We start from the raw sequence: 17372 nt of genomic DNA, 5'->3' as shown, positions 1-17372 counted from the left end.
TACAACGTTGTTGAACAACTAATTTAGCAAATAAATCACAGGTAGAAAGTCCACAAGGACTTTCGTAAGTAGGCGAAAATAAGCCATTAACGATACACGTTATTCTACGCAGTTTTTATTTCGTAAATATTTCAACAACTCCGTTTTTTGATAAAGAACCAAAATATTCAATATTGTGAGATTTTTTATAATCAGCGATATAGTCAATTTCGTTTATTTTCAATTCACGTATTTTTGATAGAACTTGACTTTGGCTTGCAAAAAATGGTTTGTTATTTAGAATAATCAATGGGCAATAGTCACAAGATGTTCCTGCTATTTTAATTTCTTTATCGTATTTACTGTAAATTTTTATAATTCTGTTTAGAATTTCTGTTTTGTATTCTCGTGTTTGTTCAATTAATCTTGTTTGTATTTGAGGTATTAAGTCACAGTTCTTGTTCAACCAAGTATTTTCTTCTGGTTTTTCAAGGAAACTAATCATTCTGATATCTCGTTTGTCATATTTGGCTAAAATAGAATCAATCGCCTTTTTTTCATAAGGAACTCCGTCCAAAATATATAAGTCACATAATTTTACATTTTCTAAATCATAGTCAAAACGCCATTCTGCCATTTTTAAAATTTCGGCACTTGAATAAGTTGTTTTTGGTTTTCGTAAAAGATTACTTGTTTTACATGAAATCAAAATTAAAAGGCTTAAAAAAAGAATCAATAGTTTTTCAGTCGATTTCATATTCGGTTTTAAATTTAACCGAAACTAATTTTAATTCAGAGAAATTAAAAATTAGATTTAGTAAACAGCCTATACCAATGAGTGAAGTCTCTATATGTGTTGATTTGGTCTAAATTGCTTACAACGTTGTTGTGTGTAGTGCTTTTAGTGTCCTTTTCATATTAGTTATGTTTTTTCAGTAAAAGTGTCTTTTTATTTACTGCCAATTTCATTCCTTTTCTTTTTTTATAAAGTATTGTAAGTATAATTACCAGTGCCACAGTCAAAAACCGGAAAATATTTGAGTAAATTCCTCCGAGTGCATTTTCGCTTATAGAAAATAGTTCCCAAGCTAAGTTCATTAGCATATGCAGGAACACAGGCATCCAAATATTGAAATTCCATTCAGCATATACCCAAGCAAATAGAATGCCACCCAAAAAGGTAATCAAGAATATTCCCAAAAGTTCATTTAATTCAGTACTTTGATATAAGTGCAATGAACCAAAGTAAAGTGCTCCAAACAAAACAGAAAGTATAAATCCGAGTTTTGCTTTTCTAAACGGTAATCCGAATAAGAATCCTCGGAAATAAAGTTCTTCAAAAAAACCTGCCGAAATAACTGAAATCAAAAATGTATTAAGTGATATTTTGGGATTAAAATCGAAGACGAAACTGAAACCAATATACATTGGTAATGTGCAAATAAGTGCGAATAAAAAACCTTTAATGATTGATTTATTCAATCCTAAACTTTCAAAAATGCCTAACCTTCGACTAATTAGAAGTGTTCCTAAAAAAAGAGGTATTCCAGAAATTGTATAGGTTATTATGTGACTTAATCCAAATTGACCTGTTAATTCAAAAATCCATTGCCTAAGAGATTTAAAATACATATCATCAAGGACAAAATATATTCCGAATGATATTATGATAATTAGAAGGGCTTTGGTTGAATTCTTCATTTAGACTTAATTGTGGAGTTCTATTTATATAGACGTTCATTTTTGAAAAATGGTTGCCTGAATAGATAAATTAAGTTAAGATTATTGTTTTTTGTGCATTACACACAACGGTCTAGTATAAGAATAGTAGCGGGTTTTTTTAAGCACTAACTTTTCGGTTAAACACAAACCTCTTTTATATTTGCCTCCTTTCATTTTAGCGATTAAATTGCTATTATTTTTTATATGTTGTTGTAGTGCATTTTTATTCAAGTTTCATTTATAAATTACCTCATTTTCAAGTATATCATATATCCTTTTTCTACCATTCTGAAATTTAGAAACAAACTCTTGTGAGTTAATTTCCCCTTTTTGATTTTCTATTTCTAAATTCAATAATAATATCATTACTTCTAAAGATTTCTGGTAATTTTTCACACTCTCATAGTTAGCGAGTTTTTTAAAATTAATCAATCCTGTATAAATTCGACTATGAGAAAACTCTGAAATATTCTTGGAAATTAATTCGTTAGAAATTACAGCTTCTAATAAGTCAGGGTACGGGATTGGATTGTTGGATTTAAATTCTTCTAGTGCATCTATCTTATAATTTACAGTGTCCCTTTCAAATTCAATGAAACTACTATTCAAAGTATTTGCATATTCATTAGTGTTTACTAGAATAATATTGGCAGTTTGCAGAAGTTTAATTGTATCTTCTTTTTCTTTACTTCGAATTCCTGAATTAGTTAACCATATTGCAATTAAAACACCAGCTAACGTTGCTATCAGAGTTAGCAAAAATGAGATCCATTCAGTTCTGTTAATTTTTAGATCCTTTAGTTTAAATTTCATAGATAGTTATTTTCTTCAAATGCCCTACAACGTGTTCGTGTATGGTTTCGTTGCGTTGAAGACTAAGTTAGCAAATAATCAGAAACCCATTATTCAGCAGCAAAGACTTTCCGAAGAGAAATCAGAAGCAATAAATTATACAACGTTGTTGGCAACAGTTTTTATTCTTAATTACCTTGTCATTCACATATTCTAAAAAACAAATAACAACCACCAACATTCACGTTGGCATGTAACTCATAATTAGTTTATCAAATTTCCAAAGAATATGGCATTCAAGAATAACTTAGTAGGAGCAGTATACGGAAAGTTTTAAAATCTTTGTAAGAGAAAAAAATACAAAGATTTAAAAACAACCACCAACATTCACGTTGGCATGCAACTCATAATTAGTTTATCAAATTTCCAAAGAATATGGCATTCAAGAATAACTTATTCGTACCATACCAACTACCTCTAAAGTTGGGGTTATCGGCAAATAAGATCACACGACCTCGTCCTTGCGGACTCACCACTAGCGATGCAGACGGTTTTAAATGATCTTCTAAGTTCTCATCAGAGATATATCCATCAATATGCGGGTTCTTTGTATACTTTGCTATCGTGTTATATTCATCTTTACTTGGTGCTAGCCATACATTGTTATTTTTATACACAGGAAGATCGCGGTAATTATAACCAAAACCTAATGGATGCGTAATATCTAGATCTACTTCAAAAATAGCGCCTCCAAGACGTTGTTTTCCATTATTAGGTCTTTCATCTACATAGTTTTTGCGTTCTGTGACTTTGCTCGTGTCTTTCTTCTTTTCTGTAAGCTTTCCAGTGGCAACCTTTGCATTGATCGCCCACGAAGTAGCACGACCTATAGTAATAAGTGTATTTCCCTGAGATACCCAGTCTTTAATGTTTTTAACCGTTCCATCTGAGAGTTGACTATAATTACCAGACACCATCACAAGGGTGTTATAGTCACTTAGGTCTGCAAAACGAACGTTATTCATCAGTATTTTAGTAATAGGCATATGAACACGAGTATCTAGTAAATGCCATACTTCACCAGCTTCATAAGAACTTGTGCCATCGCCTATAAGCATCATCGCTTTAGGTGTCTCTATCTTAGCAAAATTGCGACTTCCTAAGTCAATTCCTTTAAGGCTAAATCCAGTTTTGGTTGCATATATAGGCACCTGAAAACGAGTTTGTGCTTCGGAGATAATCGTGTATACTGCATCTTCATCTAGTGATTGACGGCTCACAGGAACAAGCAATGTCCCGTAATTAAAGTCCTTTGATCCGCTGAGTGTTTTTGCCGTAAAGGGTTTAAAAGCGGTAGATAGTATAATTCCTTTTTCTTGCAAATGATATAATAGGGCAGAAGCATTATAATCATCATAATCTATAAGATACGCATAGCCCGTTCTTGCTACGGGAGTTACACGAGCTAGGTTATCGGTACTCGTAATTTCTGTTCCAAGGCTAGGCACACTATTAAGGCCTTTGTAACGCATATTATAAAAATTTGCGACACTCCAAGCACTTGCATCATAATACACGCTGTCTCGGTATTTGCTATACGTTTCAAAGATGGATTGTACCATACGTTTTTGAGGTTGAGCGAGCGGTACGATGTATTTTCCATTCCCGCTTTCGTATGTTTTGATGCGATGTAATAAGAGCTTGTCTATAAAGGCTTTGGTTCTATTCTTATCGTTTGGATCTCCAAATTCATAAGCAGATGATTGATCTGTTTTTGCTTTCGCGAAAGCGGAAACAAAGAAATCCTGCTGGTATTTACGTAAACGTCCTTTATTCTCGACAGCTGCTTTTACAGTGGCAAAACTAGAGGTATACTGATTGCGTATGGTAAACGGGAAGGTGATCGTCCCAAAATCGGTATTCTGTAAATGTCCTCGACTACTGGCTTGTTCAAATAATAACGCCAATGCTCCTTGTAAATCGGGATATGAACTTCCATACCCAGGATAGGTACCATCAAAAGATTCTTTTGTAAAGTAAAAAGAGCCTATAGCATCTAGTGCATCCGAAAAGTAAGGGGCAAACAGATTGTTAAGATCGTCATAGTTTTCCTTAGGCATAATAGGGTTTAAACTTCCTATAGGTAGCATAGGTTCAAAGAAATGGGTGCTGTTTGTACCCATCTCATGAAAATCGGTAACGACATTTGGATACCAGTCGTGATACCAATTTAATTTGCCGCGACTCTCCGGATTGATTCCTAGCAACCAATCGCGATTTAGATCAAACCAATAATGATTGGTACGCCCACGTGGCCATGCTTCTGTATGTTCTGCATCTACATTATCGGCTACGAGTGGTGATCCTTTAAAACTATTTGCCCATTGGGTATGACGATCACGACCATCTGGATTAATCGTAGGATCTATAAAAATAATAGCGTTTTCTCTATATTTTGTAATCTCTGGATGCTCTGATGCGACCAAGGTATAAGCTGTTAATAATGCCGCTTCTGAACTTGAAGGTTCATTCCCGTGTACGTTATATCCCAATTGTATAAATACAGGGACTTCGTCATAGTTGGTTACCTTTTGTTTGGTATTTGTAAAAGCGAGATGCTGTTGTTTAATACTTGCAAGATTATTATGATTTTCTGGTGTAGATACGGTAAGCATTACAAGTTTTCTGCGTTCATGAGTACGACCATATTCACTAATGGTAGCGCGATTGGACACTTCGGCAAGTTTCTCTAGGTAAGAAACAATTTGATCGTGTCGTGTGTGTTGTTCCCCAATATCATATCCTAAGAACTCTGCAGGAGTAGGGATATCTGGTTGGAAAGGGGCAAACTTTGAAAAGTAATAATCTTGCGCTTTCGCGAAAGCGGACAATAGTAGAAAAACTACTAATAATGAGAATCGCATATGTGGAGTTTTGGTGTTTTAAAAATAACCAAAAAATAAGAGCTTTACACATGATGTGGATTCATTTATTTTTTTGTTTCTTTATTTCTTGCACGGTATTTGATACAGATTGTTCAAATTTTTAATTTTTTTTATGCGTCATATTTTATTCTTTCTCTTACTTACCATTCCTGCTTTCGGACAAGATATCGTTCCTGGAACAATTGTAAGCTCAATAGCCCTAGATACCGATCAAAAAGAAACATATGCTCTATACTTACCTAGAGACTACGATGAAAATGGAAATTATCCCGTTGTCTTTGTTTTTGATGAGACAAGAGCTGGGGATAGAGCCGTACAACAATTTACAATAGGAGCAGAGCTCACAAAAAGTATTATAGTAGGGGCTAATTTTCCGTTTAAAGATTCTTTAAAATCTGGACTTAAGAAAACAGAGAAACTGGTAAATACCGTATATGAGCGTTATGCAATAGATGAGAATAAGATTATACTAGCAGGAAGAGGTGATGGTGCATTGGTGGCTAGTGCGAGTGCATATCTTAATCAGAAAGTAAAAGGAATCATAGCGATTAATGATGCATATATTGATAAGAGTTTATTTACAAGAAGTTCCAAAATTCGTTTTGTACTGATTTCTGGTGATGAAGGACCACATTATTATAAAATGAGAGGCTATCATACAGTACTAAAGAGTAGTGCTAGTTTTGCAGGGTTTTATGAATATGAAGGTGGGAAGGACTGGCCTGATGCTGGATTTTTATCGGCAGCCATGGTAGATATATTAATGAATGCTGGAACACCAAAAGAACAAGTGCAAGAATATTATAACAGTGATCTTGCCTTTGGAGAGTTGTTATATAGAAAACAAAAGCACTTGTCTGCTTTTGAGTTTGTAAAAGACTTAAGACCACAATACAAGAATAGCGTAGAGCTTGATTTACAAAAAGAACTTTTAAAAGCAATCCGAGCGAATGCTGCTTTTAAAGCCAAGAGATCTAAGCAAACCAGTGTTAAATATGCAGAGATCTTACTGGCTGAGGATTTTCAATACTACTTGGAAGAGGATTCAAAAAATTCTTATTTTGATAATTTAGGTTGGTGGAATTTTCAAATGTCCGACTTGGATGAAAAAATAGATAGTACAGCTGTTTTTGAACAAGAACGTAAAGCGTCTATCCGCCTTAAAGGATTTGTAAAAAGTATTACTGAAGAGCGATATGAAGAAATAAAATCCCAAAATCCTAAGATATCGCAATTGCTATTTATGAATGTCTTACGTACACTAGTAGATCCAGAAAATCAACAAGCTTTTATAAATGCTATTTCTTTAAGTGCTAAGGAAGGAGATGTTGACGCTGCTTTGTTTTATTTAGAAGAGCTCCTTAAAAGCGGATTTACGGGATATGAACTTCTCTATAATATAGATGGTACAACGGCCTTACGAATAGGAGAGGAGTGGAATGCTATTGTAAAAGGATACCTAGGGAAATCTAAGTTTTATAATGATTAGATCCTTTTCTATCATCTTATTTAGACTATGATACCTTTCTTAAACAGGTATATGTACTCATAGAACTAGCTATGATTTTCTATACATTTATATTTCTAAATATATGATGATATGGAGGTTACAGATATTAAAGCACTAACGCAGGTTACATCAAAAAAACCTTACTTAGACGGACGCCCTTGTTTTAGCCCAGACGGGAAAACAGTACTTTTTGAGCGTAGTGGGAGTGGTATAGATTTAGCAGAATTTTGGTCTGTATCTATAAACGAAGTAGGCTCTGAATTGCCATATTACATATCAGACACCTATAAATGTCTTCGTGCTGCCTGGTCTTGGAATCCAAACCAAGAAAAAGATCAAATTGCCTTTACTGCAAATTCTAACGGCATTTCTAAAATTATGCTTCTGGATGAAAACGGAAAATCTAATAGTGCACGCGAACTTTCCATACAAGGATATCAAGCAAATATTAGTTTGTCGTATCCAGCGTGGTATGCTAACGAAATGGCATTACTAATAACAGATTATAAAGGGTTATCATTAATAAAAGCAACGACAGATGGAGTATTTCTGGGAGTAGTATCTTCTCGTACAAAATGGGCAGGAATGGGAACAGTCTCTGCGCTACATCCCACTACAATTGCATATGCTGGACAATCCATAAATAGCACTGGATATGATCAAAGTATAAATCAAATCTGGATAGAACGGGCTACCAGCCCTCCAGCTTTATTTTCTAGTAAATCAACCATAGGAAGAGGTCCTTGGTTTAGCCCAGATGGAAAAATCATGGCCTATGAAGGTACAGATGGTCTTTCAAATAACTTGCAAATATTTCTTCAGGAAGTTGGAGAATTCCCTTATAATAACAAAGCCATTCCTGTAAGTGCTATAACTAATAATTCATTACATGCTAAGTTCTCTCCAGACGGGACAAAACTTGTATGGGCGCAACATACTGCTCAAGGCAAATCACAAATTTATATTGCAACTATAAAAATGTAACTTTGTAATCATTAACCTATTATCTCTTAAACTAACCAATATGAATCGTATTATTGTATGGAGCAGTCTTGTACTTCTCGTTTTAATAAGTAGTTGTAAACCCAAAACAGAAACACCTCCTAAAGTTGAGGAAAAAGAGAAAGTAGTTGTCATTAAAGATTCTGCATTATTTAGTTTTTCTTTTATGGGATGTAATCGTGTAAACAGAGGCGATACGGTAGACTCTATTCCTTCTACAGCAAATAAGTATGCTTTACAGCGTATTTTTAGTGAATTAACAGCAGCGCAAGATCAACCAGAATTGTTCTTTTTCTTAGGAGATCTTGTCCTTGCAGAAACGACACTGACCAATCTTGATGCGCAACTTAAAGGATGGAAAGCATTGTATGAAGGTGATGCTTTTAGTAAATCAGGAATTGAACTTGTAGCGGTACCAGGTAATCACGAGATGCTATATTCTAGAGAAGTAACAACCAAACATAATAAGAAAAAATGGAAAGAATTTCCATTGAAAGGTAGTAGTGATGTCTGGCTTAATTATATGAAACCTTATATGCCTACAGATCGAACTACAGCGCCTAGTTCTGACACCTTAGATAACCGAATGACATTTGCTTTTAAGAGACATAATGTAGGGTTTATAGTGATGAATTCTGATTCGTATAATCCGCCTAACCCTCCTGAGAACCCATACGGTTTAGAAGGACAAGTTCCTGCAGTATGGGTCAACAGTCAAGTAAGAGCTTATAAAGCAGATACTAGTGTTGATCATATTTTTGTACTAGCGCATCGGCCTTATTATGTAGATGGTAAGACATCTACTGGACATCACGGGTTACCGCAAGGACCTGAACTGTGGCCAGTATTTGAAGAAAACGGAGTAGCGGCCTTATTATCTGCTCACGTTCATGATTATCAACGATGGCAACCTATTAATGATTCTTTAAAAGGTGGAACGTACCAAATCATTGCTGGAAATGCAGGAAGTGAAGGTGCAGCACCATTTTTTGGATATAGTACTATTACGGTTATGAGTAGCGGGAAACTAGAATTTGACTCTGTTGGTTTTTGCGTTGGGAATCCATATACCGCAGCAGTTCCAGAAAATCCAACAATATCTAGAGATAAGATCACATTGACTTGGGAGAAGAACCCTACTGAGTTTCCACAACCGTATACAAAATGTGATCCATTACAGTAATATAATGTATACGCTTTCGCGAAAGCGTAAAAAGAAGCCATCTAATATGTGTTAGATGGCTTCCTGTCATTAAATCGATAAATTAAAGTACTAGCTTATCGTTTCAACATTTTTTTTGTATCAACCACTTCGCCTTGTACGATAAGTCTATAAAAGGTGATTCTTGATGTTAATAGTGATGATGATACCTCTATTGCATTTTTACCCTCTTTTAAATTGTCAAAGCGCTTGATAACAATGCCATTAAAATCATAGATTTCGATGTGTGCATTTTTTGCTATGTCTTCTTTTGTAATGCTATATCTAATTGTTGTTTGATCTACCAATGGGTTTGGTGTGTTTTGATATAGTTTTGCTTCAGATTTCTCTTTCTTAGAAGTTGTATTACCTCCAGTTAATTGATCTATTGCTTCTTTTAATGCTGCATTCTCTTCCTGAAGTGTTACAATACTTGCTTGTTGCTCTTTTACCGATTCTATTAATAATGGAATGATTTTTATATAATCAATGCCTAAATATCCTTGTTCATCTTCTTGAACAATATCTGGTGCAATTTTTTGAACATCTTGAGCAATAAGTCCATACTGTTGTTCTGATGGTAAGTTGTACTCATTAATCTTTGACTTTTTAAATTGGTAACTCACGCCTTCCATAGCATTGATTTTTTCTAATGCATTTTCAAGAGGTTCTATGTTTTGTTTAAAACGTCTGTCAGAGTTTGATATAAAAGAAGATGCTCTTACGATACCATTTACATCAAGTTCGTATGAAGGAGCCACTGTAGGAAGTCCTACACCAACTCTTCCTACATTACCATCATCACTCATACGTAATGGACGTTTGTAATTACTACCAAACTCACTACCAGTACTTCCAGTATTTACATCAAATCCTACGTGATCTCCCACCTGAAAGAATCTCCATAATCCGCCAGCATTGTTTGCTACACTTGGATTTTCAAAGGCTAGAGGAACTCCGCTACTTGTAACCGTAAGTTGAGCAAATTCAGTACCTGGGTTTTGCCCAACTCCTACATTTCTAGTCAGTTGATCTACATTCATAAAAATATTCTGACTAGGTGGAGGTAATGGCCCTGGCGCTGGTGAACTACCCGTACTAAAAGACCATTTGCCAGGAGTTTGAGAAGTAGGTCCTATTGCTAGAAATGCACCTTGTGCATTAACAGAAAGGCCACTATTACTTTGTATGTTTCCGTTGACAAAAAAACTTCCGTTGACAGCGAGTAAATTTGTTGCAAAATCACCATATACAAGCGGCTCGCTAGTCTGAGTATTGTCTATGTATAATTTATCATTTCCTAACTCAAATTCTCCAGATCTATTTCCTAAAAATATATTTCCGTATCCTTGATTATTAGATCCAGAACGGCTTCCTAAAAATACATTTCTAGAACCTGAATTGTTATCAGATCCAGCTTTATTCCCAATAGCCACATTGTTATGACCACCTTGATTAGAGAACATAGCATTAAGTCCTAAATAAACATTTCCAATTCCAGTTGTATTTAACTGACCAGCAGATCTTCCTACAAAGGTGTTATTTTTACCTGTACTATTAGTCGCACCTGCAATTGATCCTATAAAGGTATTACTACTTCCAGTACTTGTTGTTCCAGTAAGATACCCTATGTTCGTATTATAGGTGCCATTTGTCCCAGAACCCTGACCTAAATTTGTGTTTGTTTGGATGACAACTGGGCTAGGAATTATGGGCGCATTAGTGGTAGCGTTTTGTTGCGCTATAATGGGTTGTGATACGAACCCTAAAAGGAGAGCGTATTTAAAAATATTATTTTTCATGAGTGATATTTTGTTAAACAATTACTTATTATTTCGACGTCGTTTCTTAGGCTAAACTAGGTGAGTAATTCTGAAATATAAAAGCTTAAATAAACATTTTTATAAATTTGAAGTAAGTCAATGTGTTGCACGACAATGATTTACCTTTTTTGCTTGATTGTATGCAATTTTATAATATTATCAATTTTTAATGAGTTTTATACTCATTAAAAATCATTTTCACTTTCTTTTTTTAATAAGGACATATGTTTATGTACATGTATTATTCTTACTTGAGAGTAATTTATAAATGATGTATTATCAAGTACTATTGATGAGCGTTTTTATGAAGAATTATTAGTGTAAGAAGAGAGCTATGTTTTCTCTTTTAGAAATAATTTATGATCGATGGAAGTGATCAAGTGTTTGACTTTTTCTGACTAGGTTGTGTACTGAAGATGTATACACTATCTCTATTTCATAGAAGAAGAGGTTATTTTGTATAAAAAAACCTATTACGATGTGGTGCGATCATAATAGGCATGGAAGCATAAGGATTTTTAATACTCCTTATGTGTATGTAAAAGAATACATTGTTTACTTTTTTTGTAGCATTTTTATATAGGTCTCACCTTGAATGGTAATTTTATAAATGTAAGTTCCTCTTTTTAATGTTGGGGGATTTGTAAAATCATATTGAAGATTATGATCAATTTGATTAGGTTTTATTAAAGATTTTTTTAGTAATATTCCTTGCATTGTATACACTTCAAGCGCAGCTGTTGTATTTTTATTTTTAATATCGTTTGCTAGCTTTATATGTAAGTGTGTATCAAGAGGATTTGGATATAATATTAGATCTGTTTTAGTATTTTTTGCTTTTACTCCATCTACAGGAGTTTCATTAGAAATGATAGTTCTGAAGATATTAGAAATTTCACTATTATACATAAAAGTATCGTTATGTTCGTTTTTAATAGATAAGAAAACTCTAAGCGATTGGAAACCTAATCTTGTTCCCCAATCAAGATACTCTCCTTCTATAGTATATGGGTATGGATTGACAGGAGCATTTTGAGCTTCATCATCTTCATCGTCTACAGGAGGAAGTATAATAGGAGTCAAAACTCCTGTTGGAATTTCTTCTTCAGAAAATATAGTTTCTCCATTTCGGGGAGAATATCCCACTCTATAATGAAATGTTTTTCCAGATAGAGATTGATTATCAATATAGAATTCAAATCCTACTTGATCATTCATTTCAAATACAAAATTAGGATGCTTTTCAAAGGAGAGTGTATGATGTTGAATTATACTTGCTGGACGAGTTGGAATGATCTCATCAGTTATAGTAATGGTTACTTTTATTTTATGATCATACTCTTGAGCTATAGAAGGAATAGCATATAAGAATGATACAAGTAGGGAGATTAATAACATTTTTTTTGTCATAGTATATTTTTAAAATTATTTTATACTAAAATATGTGTAATCCTCTTTTTTTTATAATTAAATGTCTTCATATTTATAAATATGAAGACATTTAATTATTTATAGTATTCAGACTATCAATGTAATAGGATGGATTTAGATTTGTTTTGCTTTTAAAAGCTTTTAGAAATGTAGTGACGCTTTTATAGCCTATTTCTTCAGAAATAGCTTTAACAGTATAGGATCTAAATCTAGTATCTTCTTTTAATTTTATCAAGACGTAGTCTATTCGAAGTTCATTTAGATACTGACTAAATGATTGTTTCTTTACTTCGTTAAGTGTTTTTGAAAGATAGGTTGTGTTTGTATGTATTGCTTTTGCGGTTGTGTATAAATTGCACTCTTTTGATTTATAAAAACCGGTTTTTTCTAATTGAGATAATTTATCTAGTATTTCTTGAGCTTGCGTATCTTTTATATGTGGCTTAGATTTAGTCTCCGATATTGCACTGTATTGATCTTGAATTTCTTTTATGATTTCTTGAAACCTCTGTGCTTTGGCCTTGCTTTTTTTCTTGTAATAAAAGAGGGAAAATATAAGGATTAATATTAAAGCGAAAACAATAAATATTGCTGTCTTCTTTTGAGAATTAATTTTGTTATTCTTTATTTCTAATTCTTGATTAAGATCTTGATAAACCCGTAAATCGTTATTGTGAAGAAGTTCTATAGTATTTTCTCTTTTTTCATTTTTTCTATCTACAAGCTTTAATATTCTTTTTTGATATACATTTTCAGTTTGTAAATCCTTTTGAATTTGTGCTATTTCTACACGTAATTCATACATTTCCTTTAAAAGATTTTCTTGTTGCTTTTCTTGCGCTAGGTCAAAATTGTTTTCTAATAAATATATAGCCCTCTTATATTTGTTTTGGGCAACATAGCATTGTGCTAAATAATAATTTGCTTGAGAAACATTTGGATATGTATTATACTGAGAATCGATAGTACTTTTTGCATCATTGAGGTATTTTAAAGCATTTTGATAGTCACCTTTGAGATAATAGGCGTTTCCTATACTTACTTGAAAATCAATAATGTATTTGGGTAATTGTAATTCTTTAGCAAAATTAATCCCTTTTTCATAAGTCTGTAAAGCTCCATCAAAATCTTTTAATTTTTTTTGGCATTTACCTTTACCTAGAAGTGTGCTAAGTAGTGTTTGTTTATATCCTACAGTTTCTTTATATGCTTGTTTATCTAATACTTCAAGTGTTGTGTTATACACTTTTAGGGCATCTTCATACTTTTTTAATGTAACTCTAATGTTAGCAATATTTGGTAAGATGATGAATTCATAATTTTTCCTGTTCTCTTCCTTTATCTTTTTTGAATACGTTCTGGCATCTAGATATTGTTTAAGCGATTCATCATATAAGTTGAGTTTAAAGTAATTCCCTGCATTTAGAATAGCGCTCGAAGTTTTCTTTTCAGAATCTTGTAAGTATATAGAAGCTTCCTTTGCAACTTTTGTATAGGCAATAGACTGAAAGTAATCTGACATCGTATTATACATATATCCTAATCGATAGGCAGCATAATATTGATATTTATAATTCTCTTCATCAATACCTCTTTGAAGAAATATCTTAGTATATGCTAGATAAGATGCTGTATCATTTGCCTTTGTTTTATTGATTGTTTTTTTGATCTTTTTTATAGAATCAGAAGTCTTTATAAATAACTTTATTTTTTCAACTGATTGTGTTGTATTCTGAGTTGCATCCTTATTTTGTGAGTATGAGATTGATATAAAAAAGATAAAAAAGATGATAATGAATCTTGGCATGAACCTTACAAGTTTGATGAATAATGAATCATTCTTAAAACGAGCAAGAATACATATAAAATATCGTTTGAAGGGTAATTTTTATAATATTTAACTACCATATATACTTGATATATAGAGGCAAGGAGTATGTAGCCTATAAAAGCTAATACATATTATTTCAACATAAAGAATCTTGGATTACTTCATAATTATATGTGGTACATCTTCGATTTTCCAGTCTATGACTAGTCCTCCTGCAAGAGAACGGGCAATCTCTGCACCGTATAAATGCTCTGCAAGATATAAAGCAGCTTCAAAGCTTTTGGCGCCACCCGCTGAGGTGATGTATTTTCCATCGTGTACAAATAGGACCTCTTTGCGAATATCAAGTTGCGGGAACGTCTCACGCATTTTATCTATATCACTAGGAAAGGTGGTAGATACACTACCGTCCAAAATACCTGCTTTTGCAAGTACAAATGCACCATCACAATGTGAGGTCATATAGAGGGCATGCTTATCTACTTCTTTTACAAAATTAATCATGACTTCATCATCAAGATCAGTATCTAGATGATGTTCTGCGCTTGGTACGACGAGGATATCAATTTTTGGAAGGTCTGGAGCAGTATAATCAAAATCGGGTAGGAGGTACATTCCTTCAAATGTACGTATTGGGTCTAATGTATTTGCCACGGTAAAGACATTCATCTGTTTGATATTTTCTCTGTATTGTGTATGCTGAAAGATATCAAAAGGAGCAGTGAGTTCTGTATTATACGTACCATCCATGATAAGAAAGGCGACATTATATCGCCCTTCTATTAGTTCTGGTTTTGCTTTCGCGAAAGCGGAAACACGTTCCTTATCATTAGAAATAGCCTCTTGTGCATCGGTAGGGACTTCCTTATTGTATTGATCTCCACAAGAGATGATTAAAAAAGCGGCTATATATATAAATAGATGTCTCATGTATTCAATTTTGGTTCTAAAGATACGGGTTCTTTTAAGGATTCTTTATGTATAGATCGTTGTACAATATATAATAATGCCCATGCAATGAGTGTGAGTACAATAAGAAAGCTCCAAGTAGTTTTATACCCAAAGTATTCTGTGATTTGCATCCCACTACTATGTCCAAAAATATGAGAGATAGAAAATGCCATACTATATAATCCCATATACGATCCTTGCAACCCTTTTTTAGAACGATCTAATGCATATTTGTTACTAAAAGGAAAGGAAATCATCTCACCAATAGTGGCAACAATCATCCCTATGATCACAATGCCTACCCAAGACTCCCAATATAATAGTAAGAAACTAATTCCTGTAAGCAATAACCCTGCGATGGTATTCTTAATATTAGACCATTTTTTACGATCCATCCAAGCGATAAGCGGCATTTCTAGTAGTACAATTAAGACACCATTTAACGCTAGAATAAGACCTATACTTCCTTCTCCTAGATTGTGTACTTGTTTGTAAAATAATGGCACTGTAGAGAAGTACTGTATGAAAACAATACCAAACAATGCTAATGCCACGAGGAATAATATGTATTGAGTATCCTTTTGTGGTGGTAGTGGATTGTTTACAGGTACTTCTTTATCCATCTCTCTAGCTTTACGAGGGTGTAATGTTTGTGTCATTAACACGCCTGCAAGAATGCACGTAATACCATCTACATAAAATAAAGCTTCATATCCTAGTGTCGCAATAAGAATACCTCCTACAGCAGGCCCCATAGAAAATCCTAGGTTGATAGCAAGTCGTATAAGCGTTAATGATCTTGTTTTATTCTCAGGTTTTGAATAGGCACTTAAGGCTACAAAAAAGGCAGGACGGCCCATATCTGCTACAGCGATTAGGATAAAGAATGATACACACATAAGCCAGAAACTCTGTACATGCATGACCCACAAGAAATTAACTCCTGTAAAAACAAGACTGAGTAGAATCACTTTATAATATCCTATGATATTAGATAGTTTTCCTCCAGCCCAAGAACCAAAAAGGGATCCTAATCCATAGGCAGTCATAACCCAACTAGCATCTGCTAGGGTAAAAGATAAATCTTCTGTAAGATATAGTGATAGAAAGGGGATGACCATTGCCCCAGTTCTGTTAATCAGAGTGATTAATGCAAGCCACCAGATCTCTCTTGAGAGACCTTCAAAGGTTTTGATGTAATTGCGCAGTAATAATTTCATAATTCAGTTGTTTATTGAATGGGTAAATACCTGCGCCGGCTTTTACAAAAGTAAAAAGTCCGACGCAATGGTCGGACTTTTCTGGATTGTTACTTTTTATATCTATATAGTGAGTCACAATACATACCATCCGACAGTGGGAGACCACGTCTTTCTCTGGTTATATGTATTGACTTGTTTCATCTTTGTTTATTTGATAGATCAAAACTAAGTAAAAAATGTGTTACTTGTACACTTATAAAACAAGAAAAATGAAATTTTATATATTTTTAGTTGTTTTTGCTTTCGCTAAAATCACTGTTGCTCAGACAAATACCCCTTTATCTGACCAAGATCAAGTAGTAATCAAACAAGCCAAAAAACATCAGGATTCTCTTTCTGAAGTATACCAAAATCCAGAAACTTCGATTCTTAGTAAGAAACAATTAAAAGATTTTCGTGGACTAGAGTTCTATCCTATCGATGTAAAATTTCGCGTAAGCGCAACATTTACAAAAACACCAAATGCAACCCCTTTTGATATGGCTTTATCTTCAGGACGTACGAGAGAGTATGTGATGTATGGTATTGCAAAATTTACCATAGAAGGAAAATTATTTACATTACCTATTTATCAAAACACCTATTATAGAGAACATCCAGAACATGAGTATGGACAGAGTCTCTTTTTACCATTTACAGATTATACAAGTGGTGATGGATCGTATGGAGGAGGACGCTACATAGATATGGAACTATCTGATATTGTAGATGATAAGCTTATTATAGATTTTAATAAGAATTATAATCCGTATTGTGCGTATACAACGGGATATAGTTGTCCAATCCCTCCAGAGTATAACGATTTAACGATACGAATAGAGGCTGGAGTAAAAGATTTTGGAGAACACTAGATTACTATTTTAATAAAAACATCCCCATACACTAATACTAGCTTGGGGATGCACCGTTTTAAGGTTTCAAGT

13 protein-coding genes are annotated in these 17372 nt (G+C 33.7%); 4 read left to right on the top strand and 9 right to left on the bottom strand.

Translation table 11 applies throughout. The features are described 5' to 3' along the window. Nucleotides 1-115: 115 nt before the first annotated feature. The 4 genes from ABJD27_RS06185 to ABJD27_RS06170 form a co-directional block, all read right to left on the bottom strand. A complete protein-coding gene (locus tag ABJD27_RS06185) occupies nucleotides 116-736 on the bottom strand; it encodes a hypothetical protein (protein ID WP_348168225.1) in 621 nt (206 codons plus the stop codon). A 161-nt stretch (nucleotides 737-897) separates the two neighbouring features. Continuing rightward, nucleotides 898-1680, bottom strand: coding sequence for a type II CAAX endopeptidase family protein (locus ABJD27_RS06180; protein ID WP_348168222.1), 783 nt, complete (start codon nucleotides 1678-1680; stop codon nucleotides 898-900). Nucleotides 1681-1935: 255 nt separating this feature from the next. Beyond that, entirely contained in the window at nucleotides 1936-2514 is a 579-nt protein-coding gene (locus ABJD27_RS06175) for a hypothetical protein (RefSeq protein WP_348168219.1), read from the bottom strand. 389 nt (nucleotides 2515-2903) lie between these two features. Next, nucleotides 2904-5417, bottom strand: coding sequence for a M14 family zinc carboxypeptidase (locus tag ABJD27_RS06170; protein ID WP_348168216.1), 2514 nt, complete (start codon nucleotides 5415-5417; stop codon nucleotides 2904-2906). A 133-nt stretch (nucleotides 5418-5550) separates the two neighbouring features. Here ABJD27_RS06170 and ABJD27_RS06165 point away from each other — a divergent pair, with 133 nt between their 5' ends. The 3 genes from ABJD27_RS06165 to ABJD27_RS06155 all read left to right on the top strand — a co-directional run bounded on the left by ABJD27_RS06165 (nucleotide 5551) and on the right by ABJD27_RS06155 (nucleotide 9133). Continuing rightward, a complete protein-coding gene (locus ABJD27_RS06165) occupies nucleotides 5551-6927 on the top strand; it encodes a hypothetical protein (RefSeq protein WP_348168213.1) in 1377 nt (458 codons plus the stop codon). Between the two features lie 111 nt (nucleotides 6928-7038). After that, complete coding sequence (locus ABJD27_RS06160) at nucleotides 7039-7932, top strand: hypothetical protein (protein WP_348168210.1); 894 nt, start codon at nucleotides 7039-7041, stop codon at nucleotides 7930-7932. Between the two features lie 40 nt (nucleotides 7933-7972). Beyond that, nucleotides 7973-9133, top strand: a complete 1161-nt coding sequence (locus ABJD27_RS06155; RefSeq protein WP_348168207.1) for a metallophosphoesterase — start codon at nucleotides 7973-7975, stop codon at nucleotides 9131-9133. Between the two features lie 95 nt (nucleotides 9134-9228). On the opposite strand, the gene ABJD27_RS06150 is transcribed toward ABJD27_RS06155, so the two are convergent. The 5 genes from ABJD27_RS06150 to ABJD27_RS06130 form a co-directional block, all read right to left on the bottom strand. Continuing rightward, nucleotides 9229-10953: a tail fiber domain-containing protein gene (locus ABJD27_RS06150; protein WP_348168204.1), complete on the bottom strand. Its 1725-nt coding sequence runs from the start codon at nucleotides 10951-10953 to the stop codon at nucleotides 9229-9231. 576 nt (nucleotides 10954-11529) lie between these two features. Continuing rightward, complete coding sequence (locus tag ABJD27_RS06145) at nucleotides 11530-12384, bottom strand: T9SS type A sorting domain-containing protein (RefSeq protein WP_348168201.1); 855 nt, start codon at nucleotides 12382-12384, stop codon at nucleotides 11530-11532. Between the two features lie 91 nt (nucleotides 12385-12475). After that, nucleotides 12476-14212, bottom strand: a complete 1737-nt coding sequence (locus ABJD27_RS06140) for a tetratricopeptide repeat protein (RefSeq protein WP_348168198.1) — start codon at nucleotides 14210-14212, stop codon at nucleotides 12476-12478. Between the two features lie 180 nt (nucleotides 14213-14392). Continuing rightward, on the bottom strand, nucleotides 14393-15166 hold the full coding sequence (locus ABJD27_RS06135) for a DJ-1/PfpI family protein (RefSeq protein WP_348168195.1): 774 nt from the start codon (nucleotides 15164-15166) through the stop codon (nucleotides 14393-14395). Next, nucleotides 15163-16407 carry an MFS transporter gene (locus ABJD27_RS06130; protein ID WP_348168192.1) on the bottom strand — a complete coding sequence of 415 codons (1245 nt, stop codon included), beginning with the start codon at nucleotides 16405-16407 and terminating at the stop codon, nucleotides 15163-15165. Before ABJD27_RS06130 ends, ABJD27_RS06135 begins: the two co-directional genes overlap by 4 nt. A 251-nt stretch (nucleotides 16408-16658) precedes the next feature. On the opposite strand from ABJD27_RS06130, the gene ABJD27_RS06125 reads away from it, so the two are divergent. Further along, nucleotides 16659-17300, top strand: coding sequence for a DUF1684 domain-containing protein (locus tag ABJD27_RS06125; protein WP_348168189.1), 642 nt, complete (start codon nucleotides 16659-16661; stop codon nucleotides 17298-17300). Nucleotides 17301-17372: the final 72 nt, after the last annotated feature.

This window comes from Dokdonia sp., assembly GCF_039945015.1.
In the GTDB taxonomy this organism is placed as follows: domain Bacteria; phylum Bacteroidota; class Bacteroidia; order Flavobacteriales; family Flavobacteriaceae; genus Dokdonia.
Note: the sequence above shows the minus strand (reverse complement) of the source record. Positions and strands in the feature narration are given on the sequence as shown.

What these genes read in the sequence shown, in the direction of transcription:
- ABJD27_RS06185 (WP_348168225.1), bottom strand. Translation starts at nt 736, where the DNA reads ATGAAATCGACTGAAAAACTATTGATTCTTTTTTTAAGCCTTTTAATT.
- ABJD27_RS06180 (WP_348168222.1), bottom strand. Translation starts at nt 1,680, where the DNA reads ATGAAGAATTCAACCAAAGCCCTTCTAATTATCATAATATCATTCGGA.
- ABJD27_RS06175 (WP_348168219.1), bottom strand. Translation starts at nt 2,514, where the DNA reads ATGAAATTTAAACTAAAGGATCTAAAAATTAACAGAACTGAATGGATC.
- ABJD27_RS06170 (WP_348168216.1), bottom strand. Translation starts at nt 5,417, where the DNA reads ATGCGATTCTCATTATTAGTAGTTTTTCTACTATTGTCCGCTTTCGCG.
- ABJD27_RS06165 (WP_348168213.1), top strand. Translation starts at nt 5,551, where the DNA reads ATGCGTCATATTTTATTCTTTCTCTTACTTACCATTCCTGCTTTCGGA.
- ABJD27_RS06160 (WP_348168210.1), top strand. Translation starts at nt 7,039, where the DNA reads ATGGAGGTTACAGATATTAAAGCACTAACGCAGGTTACATCAAAAAAA.
- ABJD27_RS06155 (WP_348168207.1), top strand. Translation starts at nt 7,973, where the DNA reads ATGAATCGTATTATTGTATGGAGCAGTCTTGTACTTCTCGTTTTAATA.
- ABJD27_RS06150 (WP_348168204.1), bottom strand. Translation starts at nt 10,953, where the DNA reads ATGAAAAATAATATTTTTAAATACGCTCTCCTTTTAGGGTTCGTATCA.
- ABJD27_RS06145 (WP_348168201.1), bottom strand. Translation starts at nt 12,384, where the DNA reads ATGACAAAAAAAATGTTATTAATCTCCCTACTTGTATCATTCTTATAT.
- ABJD27_RS06140 (WP_348168198.1), bottom strand. Translation starts at nt 14,212, where the DNA reads ATGCCAAGATTCATTATCATCTTTTTTATCTTTTTTATATCAATCTCA.
- ABJD27_RS06135 (WP_348168195.1), bottom strand. Translation starts at nt 15,166, where the DNA reads ATGAGACATCTATTTATATATATAGCCGCTTTTTTAATCATCTCTTGT.
- ABJD27_RS06130 (WP_348168192.1), bottom strand. Translation starts at nt 16,407, where the DNA reads ATGAAATTATTACTGCGCAATTACATCAAAACCTTTGAAGGTCTCTCA.
- ABJD27_RS06125 (WP_348168189.1), top strand. Translation starts at nt 16,659, where the DNA reads ATGAAATTTTATATATTTTTAGTTGTTTTTGCTTTCGCTAAAATCACT.